General features: G+C 67.0%; 17 protein-coding genes. 7 read left to right on the top strand and 10 right to left on the bottom strand.

Annotated elements, in window-relative coordinates:
- Positions 1-11 precede the first annotated feature (11 nt).
- On the top strand, positions 12-3221 hold the full coding sequence (locus N416_RS0105455; protein ID WP_369797568.1) for an adenylate/guanylate cyclase domain-containing protein: 3210 nt from the start codon (positions 12-14) through the stop codon (positions 3219-3221).
- Here the strand turns inward: N416_RS0105455 and N416_RS0105450 are convergent.
- The 3 genes from N416_RS0105450 to N416_RS21300 all read right to left on the bottom strand — a co-directional run bounded on the left by N416_RS0105450 (position 3202) and on the right by N416_RS21300 (position 8047).
- Positions 3202-4689: a PE-PPE domain-containing protein gene (locus tag N416_RS0105450; RefSeq protein WP_024441113.1), complete on the bottom strand. Its 1488-nt coding sequence runs from the start codon at positions 4687-4689 to the stop codon at positions 3202-3204. The two genes, N416_RS0105455 and N416_RS0105450, sit on opposite strands and share 20 nt — an antisense overlap.
- Before the next feature lie 53 nt (positions 4690-4742).
- On the bottom strand, positions 4743-4928 hold the full coding sequence (locus N416_RS0105445; RefSeq protein WP_024441112.1) for a hypothetical protein: 186 nt from the start codon (positions 4926-4928) through the stop codon (positions 4743-4745).
- Between the two features lie 548 nt (positions 4929-5476).
- Positions 5477-8047: a LuxR family transcriptional regulator gene (locus N416_RS21300; protein WP_196805099.1), complete on the bottom strand. Its 2571-nt coding sequence runs from the start codon at positions 8045-8047 to the stop codon at positions 5477-5479.
- Positions 8048-8331: 284 nt separating this feature from the next.
- Between N416_RS21300 and N416_RS0105430 the strand changes: the two genes are divergently transcribed.
- Both N416_RS0105430 and N416_RS0105425 read left to right on the top strand, forming a co-directional pair.
- Positions 8332-9390 (top strand): NAD(P)-dependent oxidoreductase, encoded by a 1059-nt coding sequence (locus tag N416_RS0105430; protein ID WP_024441110.1) that lies wholly within the window; start codon positions 8332-8334, stop codon positions 9388-9390.
- Positions 9387-10475, top strand: a complete 1089-nt coding sequence (locus tag N416_RS0105425) for an AI-2E family transporter (protein WP_024441109.1) — start codon at positions 9387-9389, stop codon at positions 10473-10475. Before N416_RS0105430 ends, N416_RS0105425 begins: the two co-directional genes overlap by 4 nt.
- On the opposite strand, the gene N416_RS0105420 is transcribed toward N416_RS0105425, so the two are convergent.
- Positions 10472-11101: a DUF4245 domain-containing protein gene (locus tag N416_RS0105420; RefSeq protein WP_024441108.1), complete on the bottom strand. Its 630-nt coding sequence runs from the start codon at positions 11099-11101 to the stop codon at positions 10472-10474. The genes N416_RS0105425 and N416_RS0105420 overlap by 4 nt on opposite strands.
- A gap of 65 nt (positions 11102-11166) precedes the next feature.
- On the opposite strand from N416_RS0105420, the gene glpX reads away from it, so the two are divergent.
- From glpX to N416_RS0105405, 3 genes are read left to right on the top strand one after another with little or no spacing between them, the layout of a single operon-like run.
- Complete coding sequence (gene glpX / locus N416_RS0105415) at positions 11167-12198, top strand: class II fructose-bisphosphatase (RefSeq protein WP_192830883.1); 1032 nt, start codon at positions 11167-11169, stop codon at positions 12196-12198.
- Positions 12199-12222: 24 nt separating this feature from the next.
- Positions 12223-13617, top strand: a complete 1395-nt coding sequence (locus N416_RS0105410) for a class II fumarate hydratase (protein ID WP_024441106.1) — start codon at positions 12223-12225, stop codon at positions 13615-13617.
- Positions 13618-13633: 16 nt separating this feature from the next.
- Entirely contained in the window at positions 13634-14977 is a 1344-nt protein-coding gene (locus N416_RS0105405) for an MFS transporter (protein ID WP_024441105.1), read from the top strand.
- Here the strand turns inward: N416_RS0105405 and N416_RS0105400 are convergent.
- On the bottom strand, positions 14934-15521 hold the full coding sequence (locus N416_RS0105400; RefSeq protein ID WP_024441104.1) for a TetR/AcrR family transcriptional regulator: 588 nt from the start codon (positions 15519-15521) through the stop codon (positions 14934-14936). The genes N416_RS0105405 and N416_RS0105400 overlap by 44 nt on opposite strands.
- Positions 15522-15534: 13 nt before the next feature.
- The gene (locus N416_RS0105395; RefSeq protein WP_024441103.1) at positions 15535-16488 is read right to left on the bottom strand and encodes an oxygenase MpaB family protein; all 954 of its coding nucleotides are present in this window, start codon (positions 16486-16488) and stop codon (positions 15535-15537) included.
- 131 nt (positions 16489-16619) lie between these two features.
- Between N416_RS0105395 and N416_RS0105390 the strand changes: the two genes are divergently transcribed.
- The gene (locus N416_RS0105390) at positions 16620-17300 is read left to right on the top strand and encodes a PAS and ANTAR domain-containing protein (RefSeq protein WP_024441102.1); all 681 of its coding nucleotides are present in this window, start codon (positions 16620-16622) and stop codon (positions 17298-17300) included.
- An 8-nt stretch (positions 17301-17308) separates the two neighbouring features.
- Here the strand turns inward: N416_RS0105390 and N416_RS0105385 are convergent, their stop codons facing one another.
- From N416_RS0105385 to glyA, 4 genes are all read right to left on the bottom strand, one after another.
- Positions 17309-18124 carry a polysaccharide deacetylase family protein gene (locus tag N416_RS0105385; RefSeq protein WP_081654462.1) on the bottom strand — a complete coding sequence of 272 codons (816 nt, stop codon included), beginning with the start codon at positions 18122-18124 and terminating at the stop codon, positions 17309-17311.
- 53 nt (positions 18125-18177) lie between these two features.
- Positions 18178-19485 carry a PhoH family protein gene (locus N416_RS0105380; RefSeq protein WP_024441100.1) on the bottom strand — a complete coding sequence of 436 codons (1308 nt, stop codon included), beginning with the start codon at positions 19483-19485 and terminating at the stop codon, positions 18178-18180.
- Positions 19486-19677: 192 nt separating this feature from the next.
- Positions 19678-20505, bottom strand: a complete 828-nt coding sequence (locus N416_RS0105375; RefSeq protein WP_024441099.1) for an acyl-ACP desaturase — start codon at positions 20503-20505, stop codon at positions 19678-19680.
- A 62-nt stretch (positions 20506-20567) separates the two neighbouring features.
- Complete coding sequence (glyA, locus tag N416_RS0105370) at positions 20568-21842, bottom strand: serine hydroxymethyltransferase (protein WP_024441098.1); 1275 nt, start codon at positions 21840-21842, stop codon at positions 20568-20570.
- Positions 21843-21849 lie beyond the last annotated feature (7 nt).

Raw genomic sequence — 21849 nt, 5'->3', positions numbered from 1 at the left:
ACGATAGCGGTGTGAACGGCGTTGGGCCGCTGTCGGAACTGCCAGCCCTGGTGTGCAGTTCATGCGGCACTGGCCTGCCCGCAACCTTCAGGTTCTGCAACGAATGCGGAACCGCGGTTGCTTCTGTACCGACACCGGCCGAATACAAGCAGGTGACGGTGCTGTTCGCCGACGTGGTGCATTCCATGGAGATCGCCACGACGGTGGGCGCGGAGCGGCTACGCGAGATCATGGCCGCCCTGGCCGACCGCTGTGCGGCCGTGGTGCGGCGTTACGGCAGCACGATCACACAGTGGACCGGTGACGGGATCATGGCGGTGTTCGGCGCCCCGATCGCCCTGGAAGACCACGCCGTGCGGGCCTGCCTGGCGGCCTTGGAGCTTCAGCAGGAAGCCGCCGGCCTTGCAGTCGACGTCGGCAAGCGTGACGGCATCGAGTTGCAACTGCGGGTTGGGCTGAATTCCGGGGAGGTGATCGCGGGCGGTATCGGCTCGGGACAGTTCGGCTATGCCGCCGTGGGCGAGCAGGTGGGCATGGCCCAGCGGATGGAAGCGGTCTCTCCGCCCGGCGGGATCATGCTCAGCGCGTCGACGGCGCGGCTCGTGGAGGGCCAGGCCATGTTGGGTGCGGTGCAGCCGGTTCAGATCAAGGGCACCGCAGAACCCGTGCCCGCAAGCCGGCTGTGGGGCATGGCCGACCGGCACCGCGCCATCCGGCGCTCGGAGTCGCGTCTGATCGGCCGGCACGGGGAGTTAGCCGTTGTGGAGGCGATCCTCGATCGCGCGATCGGAGGGCACGGCGGAGTGGCCACCGTGGTGGGACCACCCGGCATCGGCAAGAGTCGGATGGCTCGGGAGGCCGCCGCGGCCGCGGCCGCTCGCGGAGTCGAGGTGGTGTGGACCTTCTGCGAGTCACATGCCAACGAGGTGCCGTTCCACGCAGTGTCCACGCTGCTGCGGGCCAGCATCGGCGTGACCGACATGGACGGCGAGGAAGCCCGCACGCGGGTCCGCGAGCACGTTCGGCACGCCGATCCCCAGGACCTGTTGCTGCTCGACGATCTGCTGGGTATCGCCGACCCTGATGTGGCACTGCCCCAGATCGACGCCGATACCCGCCGCGACCGGCTGACGGCTCTGATCAACTCGGCGTCGTTGGCCCGCACCGAACCAACTTTATTCATTATCGAGGATGCGCACTGGATCGATGCCGTCAGCGATTCTCTGATCGCGGACTTCTTGGCAGTTCTCCCCCGCACCCCCTCGATGGTGCTGATCACCTACCGCCCCGGCTACCGCGGCGCGCTGACCCAGCTACCCGATGCACAGAAAATAATCCTTGCCCCGCTAGATGATTCGGACATCACGGCGCTGACCGGCGAGCTGTTGGGATCGGATCCGTCGGTCGGCGAGCTGACCGCGATCATCGCCGGGCGAGCCGCCGGGAATCCGTTCTTCGCCGAAGAGATGGTGCGCGAGCTGGCCCAACGCGGGGCGCTGGACGGCGAACACGGCGGCTACGTCTGCCGCACGCGTGCCGCGGACGTCACGGTGCCACCCACGGTGCAGGCGGCCATTGAGGCGCGCACCGACCAGCTCAGCAGCGGGGCCAAACGAACATTGAACGCGGCCTCGGTGATCGGAGCACGCTTCGGCCCGGAGCTGTTGCCCACACTGGGCGTCGATGCGGTGTTCGACGAGTTGCTCGACGCGGAGCTGATCGACGAGGTCGATCTCACCGCGAGTGCCCAGTACGCCTTTCGGCATCCGCTGATCCGCACGGTGGTCTACGAGTCGCAGCTCAAGTCCGATCGCGCCCGCTGGCACCGGAAGCTGGCCGCAGCGATCCAGGAGCGTGCGCCTGGGTCGATGGACGACAACGCGGCGTTGATAGCCGAACACCTGCAGGCTGCGGGCGAACTGCGCGAGGCGTACGCCTGGCACATGCGGGCCGGGGCATGGTCCACCAACCGCGATCTGGTCGCGGCCCGGGGCAGCTGGGAGCGGGCGCGCCGCATCGCCGACGCGCTTCCGGCAGCCGACCCAGAACATTTGTCGATGCGCATCGCTCCGCTAACCATGCTGTGCGCCACCGACTGGCAGGCCCGAGAAGTCCAGGAGAGCCGCAGTCGCTTCGAGGAACTGCAGGAGTTGTGCGGCGCGGCCGGCGATCAGGTGTCGCTGGCCATCGGGATGACCGCCCTGGCCACCGAGCTGCTTTACGCGGGCCGATCACGTGAAGGCGCGCAGCTGGCATCCCAGCAGATGGCATTGTTCGAGTCGATCGGCGATCGCTCCCCGACCATGGGCTTGGCGTTCATGGCGTTCGTCAACTGGCTCTGTGTCGGTGAATTCAATGAGATCTTGCGGTGGTCGCAGACCATCGTCGACCTGGCCGAGGGCGACCCCGCCAAGGGTGCCAACTTCGGTGTGGGATCACCTCTTGCGATCGCACTGGCATGGCGGGGCAGTGCGCGGTGGTGGCTGGGCCGTGCCGGATGGCGCCAAGACCTCCACGATGCCGTCGCGATGGCCCGACGCAGTAACGCGGAAACTCTCGGCAGCACCGTGGCCTGGACCTACGGTTTCGCGCTGCAGTACGGGGCGCTTCGGCCCAGCGACGCGGCGGAACGCGCGTGCGAGGACGCGGTGCGATCCGCTCAACGGGCCAGCAGCGATCGCGCACTTGGCTTGGCCGGGTACGCATTGGCCGTCGTGCTACTCAATCGCGACAACGTCGCCGACCGTCATCGGGGACTCGAACTGATGATGCAGACCCGCGACATTTGGCTGCGCAAACGCGCACTGTTCCTCATCCCGGTCACCGACGTGTGGGCCGCCCGCGAAACGGCGCGCAACGGCGACCCCAACGCCGCCATTGCGGAGATGCGCCAAGCTGTCGCCGACTTGCGCCATGCCGAGAACCTCTTCTACGGCGTCTGGGCCACCGGCGTCCTGGTAGAGACGCTGCTGGAGCGCGCCGCCGACAGCGATCTGGCCGAAGCCGAGGAGGCGATCAACTGGTTGGCGAGCCTTCGGGCATGCCAAGAAAGCTCGGCAATGTGCGAAATCATGCTGCTGCGGTTGACCGCGCTGCTCTACCGTGTGCGCGGTGGCGGCGACCACGCCGAAGCGGTGAATCGTTATCGCGCCCTGGCGGAATCGCTCGGCTTCGAAGGGCATATCGACTGGGCGACGGCGCTTACGAGAACAGCTCCATGAAGTTGTCCAGGGTGCCGATGGCCGCGAACAGTGCCGGTGGAGCACCGAGCAGCAGATCGAACGGGACCAGACCTGAATAAGCCGCCAATGGAAGCCCGATCGCGTCAACAAGATCCCCTGCCAGAAGCTGGTCGACAAAGATGTTCGCGGCGTACGCGGGGAGGCTGGTGAACAGCGCACTGACCGCGTCGGCGGCGGGCAGCAGCGCCGAGTAGTCGTAGGCCAGCGTGCTGTTGATCATGGTGATGATGTCGGCCACCGGTGAATTGAGCGTCACGTCGGAAACCGGGAAGCCAGCCAGTGTGAGAAGCCCCTCCATCACACCGTCAAACGTCGGGTTCTCCGGCGCGAATCCGTGGGTGTAGATCGAGTCCGCGAACGGCAACCAGGGCGCGACCTGCTCTTCATAGCTGACGGGATTCGCAATGGCGTTGAGCGCGTCGTTGATGCCCTGCTGCAAGCCGTTGCCCAGTGCCGTAGAAAGCTGCCCCGGGTCGATCTGCGGGAACAACCCGAACGTGGTGGGGACATTCGCCGGCCCCTGATCCCATCCTTCATCGATGCTGCCGTAGCCCAGGTTCACCAGGATCCGGGTAACGGGTTCCAACAAGTCATACAGGGGTTTTCCGATCCCGGGGAGGAACAGCAGCGGCATCAGCAACGGCAGGTTCGCGCTCGGGATCATGTAGTAGTCGGTGAGGCCTTCACCGGACAGCGCCGCGGATCCCGGTAGCAGAATCGCACTTTCGACCTGCTCCGGGGTGAGGTTGGCATAGATGAAGTGCTGGGTGAAATTTCCTACCAGGGCGTTGAGGACCGACAACAGATTGAGCGGGTAGTGCGGGAAGTCGGCGCTGGCGTCGTATTCGAGGCTGTAGATGTCGGTCGGATACAGATCCGACGGGGTCGCGGGGCTGAACGGGAAGTTCGCGGCGGTGAAGGCCCAGCTGTTGCCGGCCGGAAAATCGAAGGTATTCAACAGGCCGCCGTTGGGGTTGTTGACATCACCCACCAGCACGAAGTGCACCAGGTCGCTGGGGACACCCGCATCGCGCAGTTGCGGCATGACCTGCGAGGCCACCGCGGCGCTCTGCGAGTAGCCGAAAACCACCAGGGGATTCTCCGACGTCACACCGCCGGCGGCGATCTGATTTTGGATGTCGGAGAACATGATCGGTTGGCCGTGGCTCACCGACACCCCGAATCCCATGCTCTTGACACCGGTGATCGGATAGAGCTCGTTGGGCAGCAGCGCGGCCTGCATCGTGCCGGTGAAGCCGCCGGGCTGCAGATACAGCGTGTTGATCGCATCGAGAAACTGCGGGGACGGCAGCATCGGACCTCCGCTGCCGTCATAGACCAACGCCGTGCCGCCGGCGGTGAGTTGGATGTCCCCGGCCTGCGGGGCGGGCGATGCCGCCACCGGGGGGACGGCGATCAGGCTGGTGCCGGCCACGGTGGTACTCATGGCGAGTAAGGCGACCGGCAATGCCGGTGTACGCCTCATCGTCCTTCGCGCCGTCACAGTCGGCGCATCTCTCGTGCCAACGCGGCATTCTCGAGAAAGGAGGTGAGGTCCGGCGGATAGTGGATCCGTTCCGGCCGAGTTCCCATGTGGAACATCGCCACGACGGCTTCGATCGCATGAAGGTGCTTGAGGTGCGGCACGTGCAACGGATGGGCGTGTACCGCAGACAACGTGGACATGATGGGTCTTCTTTCTGCTGCACTGTGATCGGAAAATCGTGACTCTGTTCCGATACGCAGTACGCAGTAGAGGACTACTGCAATCTCCCCCGGTTGCACTGGCGCAATACCGAGCTCATCCCCGGCACCGACGCGACGATCTTTCTCGGACGGATGCGCGAAACGCGGCGATCCACTTCAGCGATGACGAAGTCACCCGCATGCGTGATGGGACCGGCCTTTCAACAATGTCGCTACCGCCCAAGGAATTCGAGGCTGACCGCCTATGCCTGCGCCCACTGCGATGCTGTCCGGTGCACCTCGTCAACGGAGCCCCTGAACAGCTGGATGACTTGCAGATTCAGGTCATAATGCGTCGCGACCCAGCCGATACCGCGTTCGCAATCAACGCGCAGCAAGGTGCCGTCTTTGGCCCAATCGTGACCGCACGATCGTGGGGCAATCATGTCAACCCTCCCCGCTTGGCGTCTGGTAACGAGGCATCCATATCAATCATCACGGGCATGGGGCGGCTGTAGTTCAGTGGTGCACTACTGCAGTCTCCGGACCTACGGGCGGTGGGGTCGCAGGGCTGCGAGTTCGTCACGGCAGTTGGTGTCCGTCTTCAACATCGCCCGGTAGATGTGGCTTTCGACAGTGCGAACGGAAACGGTCAGCCGCTCGGCAATCTCCCGGTTGGACAATCCCGCGCTGATCAACATCACGATCTCTTGCTCGCGATCGGTGAGAGGCAAGGGCTGCGCGGCCTGGCGCAGCGCCGGGGTGCTCGCGCCACCGCATTGTTCGGCCAGAGCGGCGGCGCGGGTCGAGCAGACCAACGCTGTTCCGCGCAGGTCTTGGCGGCGGTACTCGATCGCTGCCTGGGCGGCAGCATCGACCGCGGCAACCAGGTCCCCCATACGCTCGAAGTCCAGCGATACCACGGCCATTTCCCCGGCATCTCCGTCGCGTAGCGCGGCGGCGAACCGGGCTGCCAGGCCTACCCGCGGCCCCTCGACGACATCTTCGAGCTCGCGCAGCCGGGCGGCACCGGTGCGATCCCCGAATTGAGCGGCGGTCTGCAGACAGATCACTTCCGCCGCGAACTGCCCTTTGGCCGCGGCGGCCTGGGCCGCCGATCTGACAACGGCGACCGCCTCCCTGACTGCGCCCTGGCCGGCGACCACCCACGCCCGGGCCAGGCTCCGGTCACAATCGAGCAGGCGGAAAGGACGTGGCGGCGTGTCGAGCGTGGCGAGAGCAGCGGCAGCCTCATCGGTTGCACCACGCATGGCTGACGCGGTGATGCCCGGCACGAGATAGCGGTATCCCCAACCGATGGCATGGCTGGCGGACAATCCTGCTTCCGCCTGCTCCAACAGCCGGCACGCGGCGTCCAGGCGGCCCGCCCCCAGGGCCGCCAGGCCCGCCACGGCGACACCGAGCGACCCCGCCGCCCCGGGTAGCTGGGCGGCCTGCCGACGGACCCGCTCGGCCGCCTCGACGGCATCGCCTACCCGTCCCGCCATCAGCAAGGCACCGATGTGTGCATCGGCGATGTTGAAACTCATCTGCGGAGCGTCAAGAGAACGAGCCGCGACGCCATACCCGGCCTCCGCGGTGGCCAGGGCCTCGGCCGTTCGCCCCGCGTCCGCGGCGATGGAGGCAAGCACCCAGGCAATCTCGGCGCCGACAACGGCGGGCAACTCCTGCGCGTCGAGCACTTCGGCGGCCTGCCTCGCCGCATCCGGGCGGTCCACGGCAAACCAGTACACCGTGAGGAAGGCATCGATGTAACGGCGAGCCTGCCGCGGCACGGTGCGCGAAGCCTCATCGATGATTTCCTTCGCCCGCGCGGGTTCACCGAGCGCCCAGAGCATGTTGCTGGCCCGCAGAAACGCCAACCGGGCCCGCTCGCCGTCGGCCAAGTCGCTGGCGGCGATCTCGGCGAGCACACTGTCGGCCTCCCGGCCACGGCCCAGCCACGACAATGCGTGTGCACGAACGAAACTCGACTCCGGCCCGCCACCGGCGCGGATCGCCGCTCCGGCAAGTCGTTCGGCGAGAGGCAAGTCCGCCAGCCAGACGGCGCCACGCGCCGCCCGGACCAGCAAATCGGCATCGGGGGTGAGGTCGGAGTCGAGACTCAGGCTAGCTCGGCGCACCAGCACGTGGATGTCGTCTCGATCATCGGCCCTGGCGAGTTCAGCGGCCACCACTCCGCGCAACCGCCGTAGCCGGGTGGCCGGCGCACGGGTGCGGCGCACTTCACCGTAGAGCGGATGCGCGACCCGCACCTGAACACCTCCGACACTGAACTCCAGCGTGATCAGGCCGCGGGTATCGGCCTCCTCGACCGCGACAGGGTCGGTGATCCGGGTCAGGGCGGCCAGATCGATCGGCTCCCCGACTGACAGCGTGTCGATCACATCGCTGATCGGCCCGGGCAGGGTTCCGAAGCGACTTTCGATGAGCTCGACCAGGCTGAGCGGCATGATTGGATCCCCAATCCACCGCCAGTAGCCGCGCAGTTGCGCGATCCGGCCGTCGGCGACCTCCTGCTCGACGATGTGACGCAGATACAACACGTTGCCGTGAGTCAGCTTCCAGAGCCGCTGAACCGCATCAGGATCCACCGGTCCCGCCATCGCCATCGCCAGCAACGTGGTGGTCTCCTCGATCGACAACGGCCGCAGATCGAGCCTTTCGAACCGACCAGAGGCCCAAATCTCATGCACCGCAGCGGGAATTGACTCGCCCTCACGTACGGTGAGAATCACCCTCGCCAGGTTTCGCTGCACGATCTGGAGCACGACGAAGGCCGACAGGTCGTCGAGCAGATGCGCGTCATCGACGCCCACCACAACCGTGGCGCCGGCAGGGGCGGCCACCAGCGATTCGATCACCCCCCGCAACAACTGAACCGTGTCGGTGACACCCGGCGGCATCCACGCCGTGAAGGCGCCGAGTGGAATTGCGCGCGCCGCAGATGTGCCTACCGCCCAACGTGTTTCACTGCCCCGCGACTCGGCAGCCGACAGTGCCTCACGTGCGATCCGGCTTTTCCCCACACCCGAGGCGCCATGGACAACGATTCCAGCGACATCCGAGGCCACGAGGGCAGTCTCGAGAGTCCGCATCTCCGCCGGACGGGCGGTCAAAGGCCACGACAAACGCACGATCCCGCCCCGATTGTCACGCTCATCGCTACGCCGCCGATCCGGAATACATCCGATCGGAAAAGAATAGACTTATCCACCCTGACCAGCTGCTTATCGGGAAATTAGGCCTCCGGCAGTAACGAGATCCCAGACCGCCCGCATCCTTCCCGACGCGACATTCCGCGAGGTGTTTACCCGGAAGATCGGCCGCCGAGCCGAGTTTCCCGGCAAAATCGCGGGAACACTTCCAATCGAGAGGTCTCATGGACACGGTTCTCGTCACCGGCGCTTTCGGGCTGGTCGGTTCGGCGGTGGTACGGCAGCTGGCGGCCGACGGCCGCACCGTCGTCGCCACCGACCTCGATATCCCGGCCAACCGCAAGGCGGCCACTGCCCTGCCGGCGGCGGTGCAGGTGCGCTACGCCGACCTGACAGATTCGGTCGCAGTGGCCGCCCTGGTCGACGCTGTCCGGCCCGCGGCGATCATCCACCTGGCCGCGGTGATCCCACCGTTCATCTACACGCGCCGTGACCTGGCGCGCCGCGTCAACGTGGAGGCCACCGGGCATCTGTTGGCGGCGGCCGCCGCCGCGACCGAACCGGGGAGGTCACCCCGATTCGTGCAGGCCTCCAGCATCGCGGTGTACGGGTCGCGCAACCCCCACACCGTCTCTGGCGTGCTGACCGCCGACACCCCGACCAACCCCGCCGACGTCTACGGCGACCAGAAACTGCAGGCCGAGCAGTTGGTGCGCGCCTCGCAACTGGATTGGGTCATCCTGCGGTTGGGCGGGGTGCTCACCGTCGACCCGGGTTCCTACATGAAGCTCGACAACTTGTATTTCGAGCAGCTGCTCCCCACCGACGGCAGGCTTCAGACCGTCGATGTGCGTGACGTCGCAGCCGCGTTCGTCGCCGCCACCACCGCGCCCGTGATCGGGGAAACCCTGCTGATCGGCGGAGACGACTCGCACCGGCAGGTTCAGGGCGACGTCGCGCCGGCGACGGCCGCTGCCATGGGGTTGGTCAATGGTCTGCCCGCCGGCCTGCCCGGCGATCCCGGCCGCGACGAGGGCTGGTTCAACACCGACTGGATGGACTCCAGCCGCGCCCAGGAGGCCCTGGGCTTTCAGCACCACTCCTGGCCGGACATGCTGGCCGAGATCGCGGCCGGAGCCGGCGCGCAGCGCTACCTGCTGCGGGCGATCGCTCCCCTGGCCCGCGCCGTGCTGCGCACCCGCTCCCCCTACCACCGCACCGGCCAGCGGTTCGCCGATCCGTGGCAGGCCATCACCGACAGATGGAGTAACCCACGCCCATGAACCACGAATTCACCCCCGCCCAACGACGGGCACTGGCGGTCTTCACCGTGATCGCGCTGATGTTCGGCGCTTATTTCCTGCGCACCTACTTCGTGCTGATCGTGGTGGCCGCAGTCGGCGCCTACCTGTTCACTCCGTTGTTCCGGCTACTCAACCGGCGGGTGTCCACCGGACTCGCGGCCACCGGGACCCTGTTGGCGGCCCTGGTCGCCGTGATCGTCCCGGTCGGGCTATCGGTCTTTCTGGCCGTCGCGCAGATCTCCCGCACTGTTGGCGAGGTCGCCGAATGGGTGCAGGCCACCGATACCAACGCGCTGGGCGACAAGGTGCTGAAGTTCGTCAACGGCGCGCTGGCCAAGGTGCCGTTCGTGCACGTCGAGGTGACCATGGAAACGCTGCGCGGAGCCATGGTGAACGTGGCGCAGAAGGGCGGCGAGCTGCTGCTACACGTGTTGCAGGGCGCCGTCGGTGGAGTGGTCGGCGCGGTCACCTCGGCGATCATCTTCTTGTACGTGTTCCTGGCGCTGCTGACCCACCGCGAGGAGCTGCACACCCTGATCCGACGGCTCAACCCGCTCGGCGCCGAGGTGACCGATCTGTACCTGGCCAAGATGGGCTCGATGGTGCGCGGCACGGTCGGCGGGCAGTTCGTCATCGCGTTCTGTCAGGGAGTGGCCGGAGCCGCCTCCATCTACATCGGCGGATTTCACCAGGCGTTCTTCATCTTCGCGATCCTGCTGACCGCGCTGTCGATCATCCCGCTCGGCGGGGGCATCGTGACCATGCCGTTCGGCATCGGCATGGCGCTGTTCGGCAACGTCATCGGCGGGCTGTTCGTGTTCTTCTTCCACCTGATCGTGGTGACCAACATTGACAACTTCCTGCGCCCGGTGCTGGTGCCGCGCGACGCCCGGCTCAATTCGGCGCTGATGCTGCTCGCCGTTTTCGCCGGGATCGCCATGTTCGGCTTCTGGGGCATCGTGATCGGTCCGGTGCTGATGATCATCATCGTCACCACCATCGACGTCTACCTGGCGGCGTTCTCCGGCGAGGAGACGAGCGAGGAACTGCTCGCAGACGGTTAGCGGGTCGCTGGCAGCGGCGGCTGCGACTGCACGGCCGCCGCCATCGTCCGGAACAGCTCCGGGCCGCCCGCGCCGGAGATCGCCAGCTGCGCCGCCCCGGCCTTACCGGCCAACCGGGTGGTCCAGACCGGGTCGCCGTCGCCCTGGTACACCACCCAGCGGGTGCCGTCGACGTCTTCGCTCCCGGTCGGGCGCAGTCCGGGGCTGATGGAGGCGACCAGCGGGACCTCGTCGGCGTTGCTCTGGGTCAGGCTGACGTACATCCCGGTCGGGCTGACGTAGCCCACCCGCGAGGTGACCGCGCGCAGCCGCTGTCCGTCAGCGTCGCTGCGCCCGTCGGTGATGCTGCCGCGGGTGCCGGAGTTGGGCTGCCAGCCCTCAGGAAGCTGCGGCAATCGGACCGGGAAGCCCAGGGTCTGCGCATCGGCCTTGAGCGCCGCGGCGGCGTCGTAGGACGGCACCGGCCCGGCGGTGATCCCGCCCGGCCGAAAAGCGCACGTCCCGGCCAGACCGGCCAGCGCAACGCAGGCTATAACCAGCGGCACGATCGACCAGAACATGTCGCGCCAGTCCTGCAAAATACGTGGTTTGGCAGGCTTGGGCGCCGGCTGGGGCTCGTTGGTCACGGGAGCCAGTATCCCAGCTCAACAGTGCGGATCCGGCTCTGGGAGAATCAACAGCCGTGACTGGCATGACGGGACCCACGCGACGCGAAGCCCCAGACCGCAACCTGGCCTTGGAGCTGGTGCGGGTGACCGAGGCCGGTGCCATGGCATCCGGCCGCTGGGTGGGACGCGGAGACAAGGAGGGCGGCGACGGCGCCGCCGTCGACGCGATGCGCGAACTGGTGAACTCGGTGTCCATGCGCGGCGTCGTGGTGATCGGCGAGGGCGAGAAGGACCACGCGCCGATGCTCTACAACGGCGAAGAGGTGGGCAACGGCGACGGCCCCGACTGCGACTTCGCCGTCGACCCGGTCGACGGCACCACCCTGATGAGCAAGGGCATGCCGAATGCGATCTCGGTGCTGGCGGTGGCCGAGCGCGGCGCGATGTTCGACCCGTCGGCGGTGTTCTACATGAACAAGATCGCCGTTGGCCCCGAGGCCGCTGACGTCCTGGACATCACCAAGCCGATCGCGGACAACATTGCCGCGGTGGCCAAGGTCAAGGGACTGTCCGCTCGGGACATGACGGTGTGCATCCTGGACCGGCCCCGGCACGCCCAGCTGATCGCCGACGCACGGGCCACCGGCGCCCGCATCCGGCTGATCACCGACGGCGACGTCGCCGGCGCCATCTCGGCGTGCCGGCCCGACTCGGGCACCGACATGCTTGCCGGGATCGGCGGCACCCCCGAGGGCATCATCGCCGCCGCAGCAATCCGCTGTATGGGCGGAGCGATCCAGGCCCAGCTGGCGCCCACCGATGACGCCGAACGACAAAAGGCCATCGACGCCGGCTACGACCTGGACGCGGTGCTGACCACCGAGGATCTGGTCTCCGGCGAGAACGTCTTCTTCTGTGCCACCGGCGTCACCGACGGCGACCTTCTCAAGGGGGTTCGCTACTACCCCGGCGGCTGCACCACCCAGTCGATCGTGATGCGCTCCAAGTCCGGCACCGTCCGGATGATCGAGGCCTATCACCGGCTGTCGAAGCTCAACGAGTACTCGGCCGTCGACTTCACCGGCGACTCCCACGCCGCCTACCCCCTGCCCTGACCGTCAAGCGAGGACCTAACAGCTATGAGCGAGATCGAATACCGCATCGAACACGACACCATGGGCGAGGTCCGGGTGCCGGTGACCGCGTTGTGGCGCGCCCAGACCCAGCGCGCGGTGGAGAACTTCCCGATTTCCGGGCGCGGCCTGGAACGCACCCAGATCCGGGCGCTGGGCCTGCTCAAGAGCGCGTGTGCGCAGGTGAACGCCGACCTGGGTCTGCTGGCCCCGGAGAAGGCCGCCGCCATCAAGGCCGCTGCCGCCGAGATCGCCGACGGCAAGCACGACGACCAGTTCCCCATCGACGTGTTCCAGACCGGCTCGGGCACCAGCTCGAACATGAACACCAATGAGGTGATCGCTTCGATCGCCGCCGCCAATGGCGTGACGGTACACCCCAACGACGACGTGAACATGTCGCAGTCGTCCAACGACACCTTCCCGACCGCCACCCACATCGCGGCCACCGAAGCCGCAGTGCGCCACCTGATTCCGTCGCTGCAGGTGCTGCACGACGCGCTGGCCGCCAAGGCCGCGCAGTGGCGCACCGTGGTGAAGTCGGGCCGTACCCACCTGATGGATGCCGTCCCGGTCACCCTGGGTCAGGAGTTCTCCGGCTACGCCCGCCAGATAGAGGCGGGCATGGAAAGGGTGCGCGGGTGCCTTCCGAGGCTCGGTGAGCTGGCCATCGGCGGCACCGCCGTCGGCACCGGACTGAACGCCCCGGACGGCTTCGGCGCCAAGGTGGTCGAGGTGCTGGTCGCCGAGACCGGCATCACCGAGTTGCGGACCGCGGCCAACTCGTTCGAGGCCCAGGCCGCGCGCGACGGCCTGGTCGAGGCATCCGGTGCGCTGCGCACCATCGCGGTCTCGCTGACCAAGATCGCCAACGACATCCGCTGGATGGGTTCGGGTCCGCTGACCGGCCTGGCCGAGATTCAGCTGCCCGACCTGCAGCCGGGCAGCTCGATCATGCCGGGCAAGGTGAACCCCGTTCTGCCCGAAGCGGTCACCCAGGTGGCGGCGCAGGTGATCGGCAACGACGCGGCCATCGCCTGGGGCGGCGGCAACGGCGCCTTCGAGCTCAACGTCTACATCCCGATGATGGCCCGCAACATGCTGGAGTCCTTCACGCTGCTGTCCAACGTCTCGCGCCTGTTCGCGGAGCGCTGCATCGTCGGGTTGGTCGCCAACGAGGAGCACCTGCGCGAACTGGCCGAGTCCAGCCCGTCGATCGTGACGCCGCTGAACTCCGCGATCGGCTACGAAGAGGCCGCCGCGGTGGCCAAGCAGGCCCTCAAGGAGCGCAAGACGATCCGCCAGACGGTGATCGACCGCGGCCTGATCGGCGACAAGCTGTCCGAGGCCGAGCTGGACCGCCGCCTCGACGTGCTGGCCATGGCCAAGGTGAAGGACTGATCCGCCAAAGCCGCGGATGAACCCTGACCCCGCCCTGGCTGCGCTGGGCCGGGCGACACTGACCAAAGTCTCTCGTCGGCTCATCCCGTTCCTGGCGCTGCTGTTCTTCGTCAACTACCTGGACCGGGTCAATATCAGTTTCGCCGGGCCCAACGGGATGAACGCCGAACTCGGCCTGTCCGCCACCACGTTCGGGTTCGCATCGGGGATCTTCTTCTTCGGCTACCTGTTGCTGGAGATACCCAGCAACATCGCGCTGCATAAGTTCGGCGGTCGACGCTGGCTGGCCCGCATCATGTTGACCTGGGGAATCGTCAGCACCGCAATCGCTTTCGCGCCCAACGCGGCTACGCTTATTGCACTGCGGTTTATGCTGGGCGTAGCCGAAGCCGGCTTCTTCCCGGGCATCATCCTGTACCTCACGTTCTGGTTCCCGCAGCAGCACCGATCCCGGGCGGTCTCGCTGTTCATGGTGTCGGTGCCGGTGTCGACGGCCATCGGCTCCACCCTGTCTGCACTCGTCATCGATTGGGGCCACGGTGTTTTCGGCTTGGCCGGATGGCGCTTCATGTTCCTTGTCGAGGGGCTGCCGGCCATTGTGCTGGCGTTCGTCTGCTGGCTGTACCTGACCGATCGCCCGGCTCAAGCCGATTGGCTCGACGCCGACGAGCGGCAATGGCTGGAATCGACCTTGGCCGACGAGCGTGCGGCGGCCGAGGCCGGTCAGCACTGGCCGCTGTGCAAGGCGCTCAGCCACCCGAGAATCCTGGGCCTGGCGTTCGTCTACTTCGGGATCGTCTACGGGCTGTACGCCGTTGGGTTTTTCCTGCCGACCATTATCGCCGGATTCCAGCAGCAGTACGGCAGCCACCTGAGCATCATCGGGCGCGGCCTGGTGACCGCCATTCCCTACGCCATCGCAGCGATCGTGATGGTGCCCTGGGCTCGCCACGCCGACCGGACCGGAGAGCGCGTCTGGCACGTGGCGATCCCGGCGATCGCCGGCGGGATCAGTGTTCCGGCGGCGCTGTATATGGCCAACCCGTACCTGGCGATGGTCGCGATCACCGTGACGACGTGTTCGATCATGTGCGCCATGCCGGTCTTCTGGGCGCTGCCCTCGACGTTCCTCACCGGGACGGCGGCCGCCGGTGGCATCGCGTTGATCAACTCGCTGGGCAACATCAGCGGTTTCGGTGGTCCCTACGTCACGGGTTGGCTGACCGATCTGACCGGCGACGGCAAAGCCGCACTGTGGGTGGTCGGGGCATTCTCGCTGGCCTCGGCCGGGGTCGTTCTCCGACTGGGTTCCACCCCTACCAGACCAGCGGTGCCAGAAACCTCTTCGCATAGGCACTGACCGCTTCGTCATCACCCGGGTCGAGCACCGGTGTCGACACCTGGGCAATCGACGCGGCCAGGCGCACATGCAACTCGGCGGCAGCCACCAAGTCGGCGTCGGGCATGCTGGCCCCGGCGGCACGCAGTGCCTTGGCCATCGCAGCCGACGCGCTGGCCAGAAACGCTTCGGCCTCCTGGTACACCCCGGCCATCGTCGGGACACCGGCGTCAAGCCGGAGCAGCTTCCGCACGACGGGATCGGTGGTGAGTAGCCGCAACCCGGCACGAAACGCCGCAACCGCGGCGTTTTTCGGCCCGGAGTCCACCGCGACGGTGCGCAGCTGAACCATCGCATTGTCGAAGGCCTGGCGGCCCAGCTCGGTGATTAGGACGTCCCGAGTCGGGAAGCGCCGATACAAGGTGCTGCGGCTGACCCCCGCCTGGCGGGCGATGACATCGAGACTGGCGCGCCCCACCCCGACCAGCCCGACTTCTTCGGCGGCCGCTTTGAGGATGGCCGCCTCTTGCTCGGCGGGGCTCGCGGTGCTGCGTCGCGATGTCATCGGCACCAGTGTGTCATCCCATCGGGCAGCCGGCCGGCGCAAAGGATTCCAGCGCGACCGAGCGGTGCATCTTCACCAGCTTCTCGTACTGCAGACGGTTGTACGCCAGCGGCACCAGCACCACGCGATCGGGCAACACCCGCCACGCCATCTGCAGCAGCTGAGTGTAGAAGTTGAATTCGACGTCGTGGTGCGGCTGCCACCGGAAGCCGGTCAGGTCCCGGACCCCGGGATGCATGATCCCGAACGAACAGATCTTCACCACCCGACCGGCCCCCGCGCTGACCACCGACCACAGTGGACCGGCTGCGGCCCGCACCGGGGCGGGCAGCGCCGACGGCAGCGGCAGCTTGCCCAGGCCGGCGGTGACCCGGTCCAAGAACGGGTTGGCCGCCAGGTCGCTCTGCACCATCTGGTCGTAGTACTCGGCAGCCTCGGCGTAGGTCGCAGGGAACTTGCCGGCCTTGCCGGGCAACTCGAGGGCGCGGAATGCCTCGACCAGTTGCTGGTAGGCCGCCTCCCGCTCGGCGTCGTTCCAATTGATGCCGGTGACCGGGGTGAACGAATTGAGTGTCACGAACATGCCGCTGACGGCAATCCAGTTCCACAACCGGGGGTTCAGCGCGCTGTAGCGGACGTCGGCGAAGTCGCCTTTGCCGTGGCCGTGCACGTCACGGTGCAACCGCTTGAGGCGATCACCTTCGGCGGCGCGGTCCTCGGCGTCTCCCCAGATGGCAAGCAGGGCAGAGAATCCGCTCCGAATAGCGCGGTCGGTGAAGTTGCGTTCAAAACGCCCGGTCTTGTCCACCGCGGCGGCCACCGGCACCAATGCCACCTCGTCGAACGCCGCCGCGCCGAACAAGCCCGACAGCACGCTGCCCGAATGCCTGCGGAACTGGGCCATCACCTCGGGTCGAACCCGAGCGGCAGGGGCGATGCTGGTGACGCGACTGGTCACTGCCGTCATCTGTGGCCTCCTCGGCTCGCTTGACACAAAGAATAGCTTTTTGTGTCAAAGTGTCAATAACCGTGGCGTGACAACGTCATCACGGCCACAATGTGTCGCCGCCCGGGCCCCCGGGAATTATTCTTCGACTTATGCAGCCGGATGGTTTAGGCGGTACGGAACACGACTCCGAACTCGACCAAGCACTCACGGGCGGCCAGGCGCATACCGTCGGCCGATTCCAGTTCTTCATCGACCAAGAGCGCTGGGAATGGTCACCGGAAGTGCAGCAGATGCACGGCTACGCACCCGGCGAGATGCCGAACCCCACAACGGCGCAGGTGTTGTCGCACAAGCACCCCGACGATGTCGATCACGTCTTCGGCGCACTGGAGGACACCCGCCGCACGCGGGCTGCCTTCAGCACCCGTCACCGCATGATCGACACCGCAGGTCGCACCCACCAGATCACTGTGGTCGGCGACCTGATGCGCGACGACCGGGGCGCAGTGGTCGGCACCGAGGGTTTCTATATCGATGTCACCCCCGCCGCAGCGGCATATCAGGACCGCATCTCAGAAGATGTTGGCGCCATTGTGGACCAGCGAGCCGTGATCGAGCAGGCCAAAGGCATGCTCGCTGTGGTCTATGGACTCGAAGACGCTGCTTCGTTCGAGTTGCTGCGCTGGCTTTCCCAGCGAACAAACATGAAGCTCAGGACACTGGCTGAGCTACTGGCGGCGCGGTTTCGCGCACTCAGCGCTCCCGTACTGCCGGAAAGACACGAGTACGACAACGCATTGATGTCTCTGGCGCCCCCAGAAGGGCCGTAGCGCCCGCCTCACGCCCCGTTGTTGGGGCCCCCGGAATTCGCCCCGGCAATGTCGGTGATCGGGAGGTTCGGCATCGGCGGTGGCGACGGCGTCGCCGGCAGTCCGGGGATGTCGGCGGGCGGAATGTCCTGCAGCTCGTTGACCGGCGGGCCGTTCTCCCGGCTCCCGTAGACGCTGCCCGGCGCGCGCGGGCCGAGCAACTGGCTGACCGTCACCACGTGGTAACCATTGGCTTTGAGCACCGGCAGGAACTGGTAGACCAGATCCACCGTGGACGAGTAGGTGTCGTGGAACAACACCACCGACCCTGGCTTGATCTGGGTCATCAGCATGTAGCGGCTGGCATTGGTGTCGGCGTCGTTGATCCAGTCGAACGGGATGACGTCCCACAGGATCGCGGCCTGTCCGGCCTCGGCGGCCCGCGCGTTGACCGCCGCGTCGGTGAGCCCGCCGGGTGGGCGCCACAACGTCGGCGTGACCCCGGTGGCGGCGCGGATCGCGTCGGTGGCCTTGGAGAACTGCGCGGGCACATCCGCAGCCGGGATCGTGGTCATGTTCGGGTGTTCCCAGGTATGACTGCCGATCTCCATGCCGGCATCGGCGATCCGCTTGGCGCCCGCCGGGTCGGCCGCCACCTTGTTGCCGATCAGGAAGAACGTGGAGCGCGCACCGGCGTCGTTCAAGATCCCCAACAGCCGGTCGGTGTAGGGCGAGGGACCGTCGTCGAAGGTCAGCGCCACACACTTGACCACGGCGCAGTCCACCGGTTCGGCCGACGCCTCGTGAACATGGCTGGTGCAGGCGCCGAGCACCGCAACGGCCATCGCAACAACACCGACATGCCAGGGTTTTGCCACCCCGGCAGCCTACCGGGGGCTCAGCTCAGGTCAGGTCCGCTGATCTCCTCGAGCATCTCGGTGACCAGGGCGGCGATCGGCGAGCGCTCACTGCGCGTCAGGGTGATGTGGGCGAACAGTGGGTGGCCCTTGAGCTTCTCGATCACCGCGGCGATGCCGTCGTGCCGACCGACGCGCAGGTTGTCCCGCTGCGCGACGTCGTGGGTGAGCACCACCCGCGAGCCGGTGCCCAGCCGCGACAACACGGTCAGCAGCACGTTGCGCTCCAGCGACTGCGCTTCGTCGACGATTACGAACGAGTCGTGCAGCGAGCGGCCGCGGATGTGCGTCAGAGGCAGAACCTCCAGCATGCCGCGCGAGAGCACCTCTTCGAGCACCGCCGGGCTGGCCAACCCTTCGAGGGTGTCGAATACCGCCTGGGCCCAGGGGCCCATCTTGTCGCTCTCGCTGCCGGGCAGGTAGCCCAGTTCCTGTCCACCGACGGCGTACAGCGGGCGGAACACCACCACCTTGCGCTGGGTGCGCCGCTCCAGAACGGCTTCCAGGCCGGCGCACAGCGCCAGCGCGGACTTGCCGGTGCCGGCCTTACCACCCAGGGAGACGATGCCCACCGATTCGTCGAGCAGCAGATCCAGCGCCACCCGCTGCTCGGCGGAACGTCCGCGCAGGCCGAACGCCTCCCGGTCGCCACGCACCAGCTGCACCCGCTTGGCGGCATTGACCCGGCCCAGAGCATGCGAGCTACCAGCGAGAAGCCGGATTCCGGTGTGGCAAGGCAGATCCCGAGCCACAGCCAAGTCGATCTCACCGTCGTCGAACAGCGCGTCGACGTCCTCGACAGACGCCTCGACCTCGTCCATCCCGGTCCAGCCGGAGACGATGACGTCCTGGGCGTGGTACTCGTCGGCGGCCAGGCCCAGCGCGGCGGCCTTGACCCGCAGCGGAATGTCCTTGCTCACCAACGTGACCCGGCGCCCCTCGGCCGCCAAGTTGGCCGCGCAGGTCAGGATCCGGGAGTCGTTGCTGTCGGTGCGGAACCCGGTCGGCAACACCGCGGGATCGCTGTGATTGAGCTCGACGTGCAACGTACCGCCCTGCGTCCCAACGGGAATGGGCTGATCAAGCCGCCCATGTTCTAGCCGCATGTCGTCGAAAATGCGTAGCGCCTGGCGGGCGAACCAGCCGAGCTCATGGTGGTGGCGCTTGGCCTCCAACTCGCTGATTACCACCAGTGGGACGACAACCTCGTGTTCGGCGAACCGGGTGCAAGCCCACGGGTCCGACAGCAGCACGGAGGTGTCGAGCACGTACGTCCGGATTTCAGGCACTAAGCGCTCCAGCGGTGAGGGCACGCGCGACCCCGCGCGAACATTTCGACGGGGGGCACGGCACAGAACCGGGGCCGGTCCTGTCGTAATCACGACCGGTGGTGCCGATGAGACAGCGAAGCGTGTGGCTAGCCATCGATTGCGACGGTACCCCCGTCGGCGCGTGCGCGCTGCGCAGGCGCGCCGGAGTTCTCAGCCGATGACGAACGGCTTCAGATCGGGGTTGGCGGCCAAGCCCCAAGCGCTGATTCGGTCGGAGATCACCCGACGCAACTGGTCGGGTCCGAAGATGCCGGCCTCGGCGATTGCGGCCTGCCGGTCGGCGTAGGCATCGATGTCGGCGCCGACGACCTTGAGCTCGGCGGACCGGGCGACGATCGCGGCCACCGTCTCGTCGTGCACGTAGTCCAGGCAGTGCGCGACCAGATTTGCGAAGAACTCCTCGTGGCGCTCCTCGTCACCGGCAATCCGGCCGATCAGACCCTTGAGCACCGGCTCCTCGGTCTTGTCGGCCAGATTGCGGCAGAACTCGGCGCAGGCACGCTCGTAGAAGGCCATGAACACCAGCGTCTCGACCTGGCTGTAACGGTCGGCGCGGTAGCCCTTCTGCACGTGCTCCATGCGCACCCGCTCGTTCTCATCGGGGTCGATCTCCCGGGTCACGATGAGGTACTCACGCAGCGCGATGGCGTGCAGGTGCTCCTCAGCGGTCCACCGGCCGATCCAGCGTCCCCACTTGTCCTCGAGGATGAAGTGCTCGACCAGCTCACGGTGGTAGCCGGCCAGGCTGTCCTTCTCGACAAGCAGGATCTCGCAGGCGTCGGTGATCACCTTGGGCAGCGTGACCTGCGACGGGTCCCAGTCCTTGCCGCCGAGAAACGCGAAGTTCTGGCCCTGCTCGAACGGGACGAAGTCGTGCGCGTACCACGGGTCCACCGTGTCGATGTGGCGGACCAAGTTCGCGTCAACCACCGGTTCCAACTCGCGGATCAGTGCATTAGCAACGGGACGTTCAGCCATGAAAGTAACTGTAACCCGAATTCACACTATCCTGTCAACTCGGGGTGCGGCGTGTTCCCGGATCAGGCGAGCTTCCAGTCCTCCAGGCCCTCGTACAGCGGGAAATCCTGCGCCAGCTTGGCAACCCGAGCTCGCAGCGCCGGCACGTCAGCGGCCGAACCGGCCGCCAGCGCGGTGGCGATCACGTCGGCGACCTCGGTGAACTCGGCGTCGCCGAAACCACGGGAGGCCAGCGCCGGGGTCCCCACCCGAAGCCCGGAGGTGACCATCGGCGGCCGCGGGTCGTTCGGGACCGCGTTGCGGTTCACGGTGATACCGACCTCGTGCAGCAGGTCCTCGGCCATCTGGCCGTCCAGCGGTGAGTCGCGCAGGTCGACGAGCACCAGGTGCACGTCGGTACCTCCGCTGACCACCGAGACTCCGGCCTTGGCCACGTCGGCGGCCAGCAGCCGCTCGGCGATGATCTTCGCGCCGGAGAGCACCCGCTGCTGACGCTCGGCGAACTCGGCCGTGCCGGCGATCTTCAGCGCGACGGCCTTGGCGGCGATGACGTGCATCAGCGGGCCGCCCTGCTGTCCCGGGAAGACCGCCGAGTTGATCTGCTTGGCGAATTCCTTCTTGCCGACGATCAGACCGGACCGCGGGCCGCCGAGTGTCTTGTGCACGGTGGTCGACACCACCTGGGCGTGCGGCACCGGCGACGGGTGCAGCCCCGCGGCCACCAGCCCGGCGAAGTGCGCCATGTCCACCCACAGCGTCGCGCCGACCTCGTCGGCGATGGACCGGAACGCCGCGAAGTCGAGGACACGCGGGTAGGCCGACCAGCCAGCGATGATCACCTTCGGCTTGAACTCCAGCGCCTGGGCGCGCACCACGTCCATGTCGACGCGGTGAGTGACAGGGTCGACGCCGTAGAAGGCGTTCTCGTAGAGCTTGCCGGAGAAGTTCAGCCGCATCCCGTGGGTCAGGTGTCCCCCGTTGGCCAGATCCAGGCCCAACAGCCGATCACCGGGCTCCATCAGCGCCTGCAGCACCGCGGCGTTGGCCTGGGCACCCGAGTGCGGCTGGACGTTGACGAACTCGGCACCGAACAGCTCCTTGGCGCGGTCACGGGCGATGTTCTCCACCACGTCGACGTGCTCGCACCCGCCGTAGTAGCGCCGGCCCGGCAGGCCCTCGGCGTACTTGTTGGTCAACACACTGCCCTGTGCCTGCAGTACCGCCCGCGGCACGAAGTTCTCCGAGGCGATCATCTCCAGCGTGTCGCGCTGACGGCCCAGTTCCTTGCCGAGCAGCTCGGCGATGTCGGGGTCGAGTTCGGCCAGCGAGGTCGACATGGTGGAC

It is taken from the genome of Mycobacterium sp. UM_WGJ, assembly GCF_000455125.1.
Lineage (GTDB): Bacteria > Actinomycetota > Actinomycetes > Mycobacteriales > Mycobacteriaceae > Mycobacterium.
The sequence above is the reverse complement of the archived record's forward strand: the minus strand, read 5'-3'. Positions and strand labels throughout refer to the sequence as shown.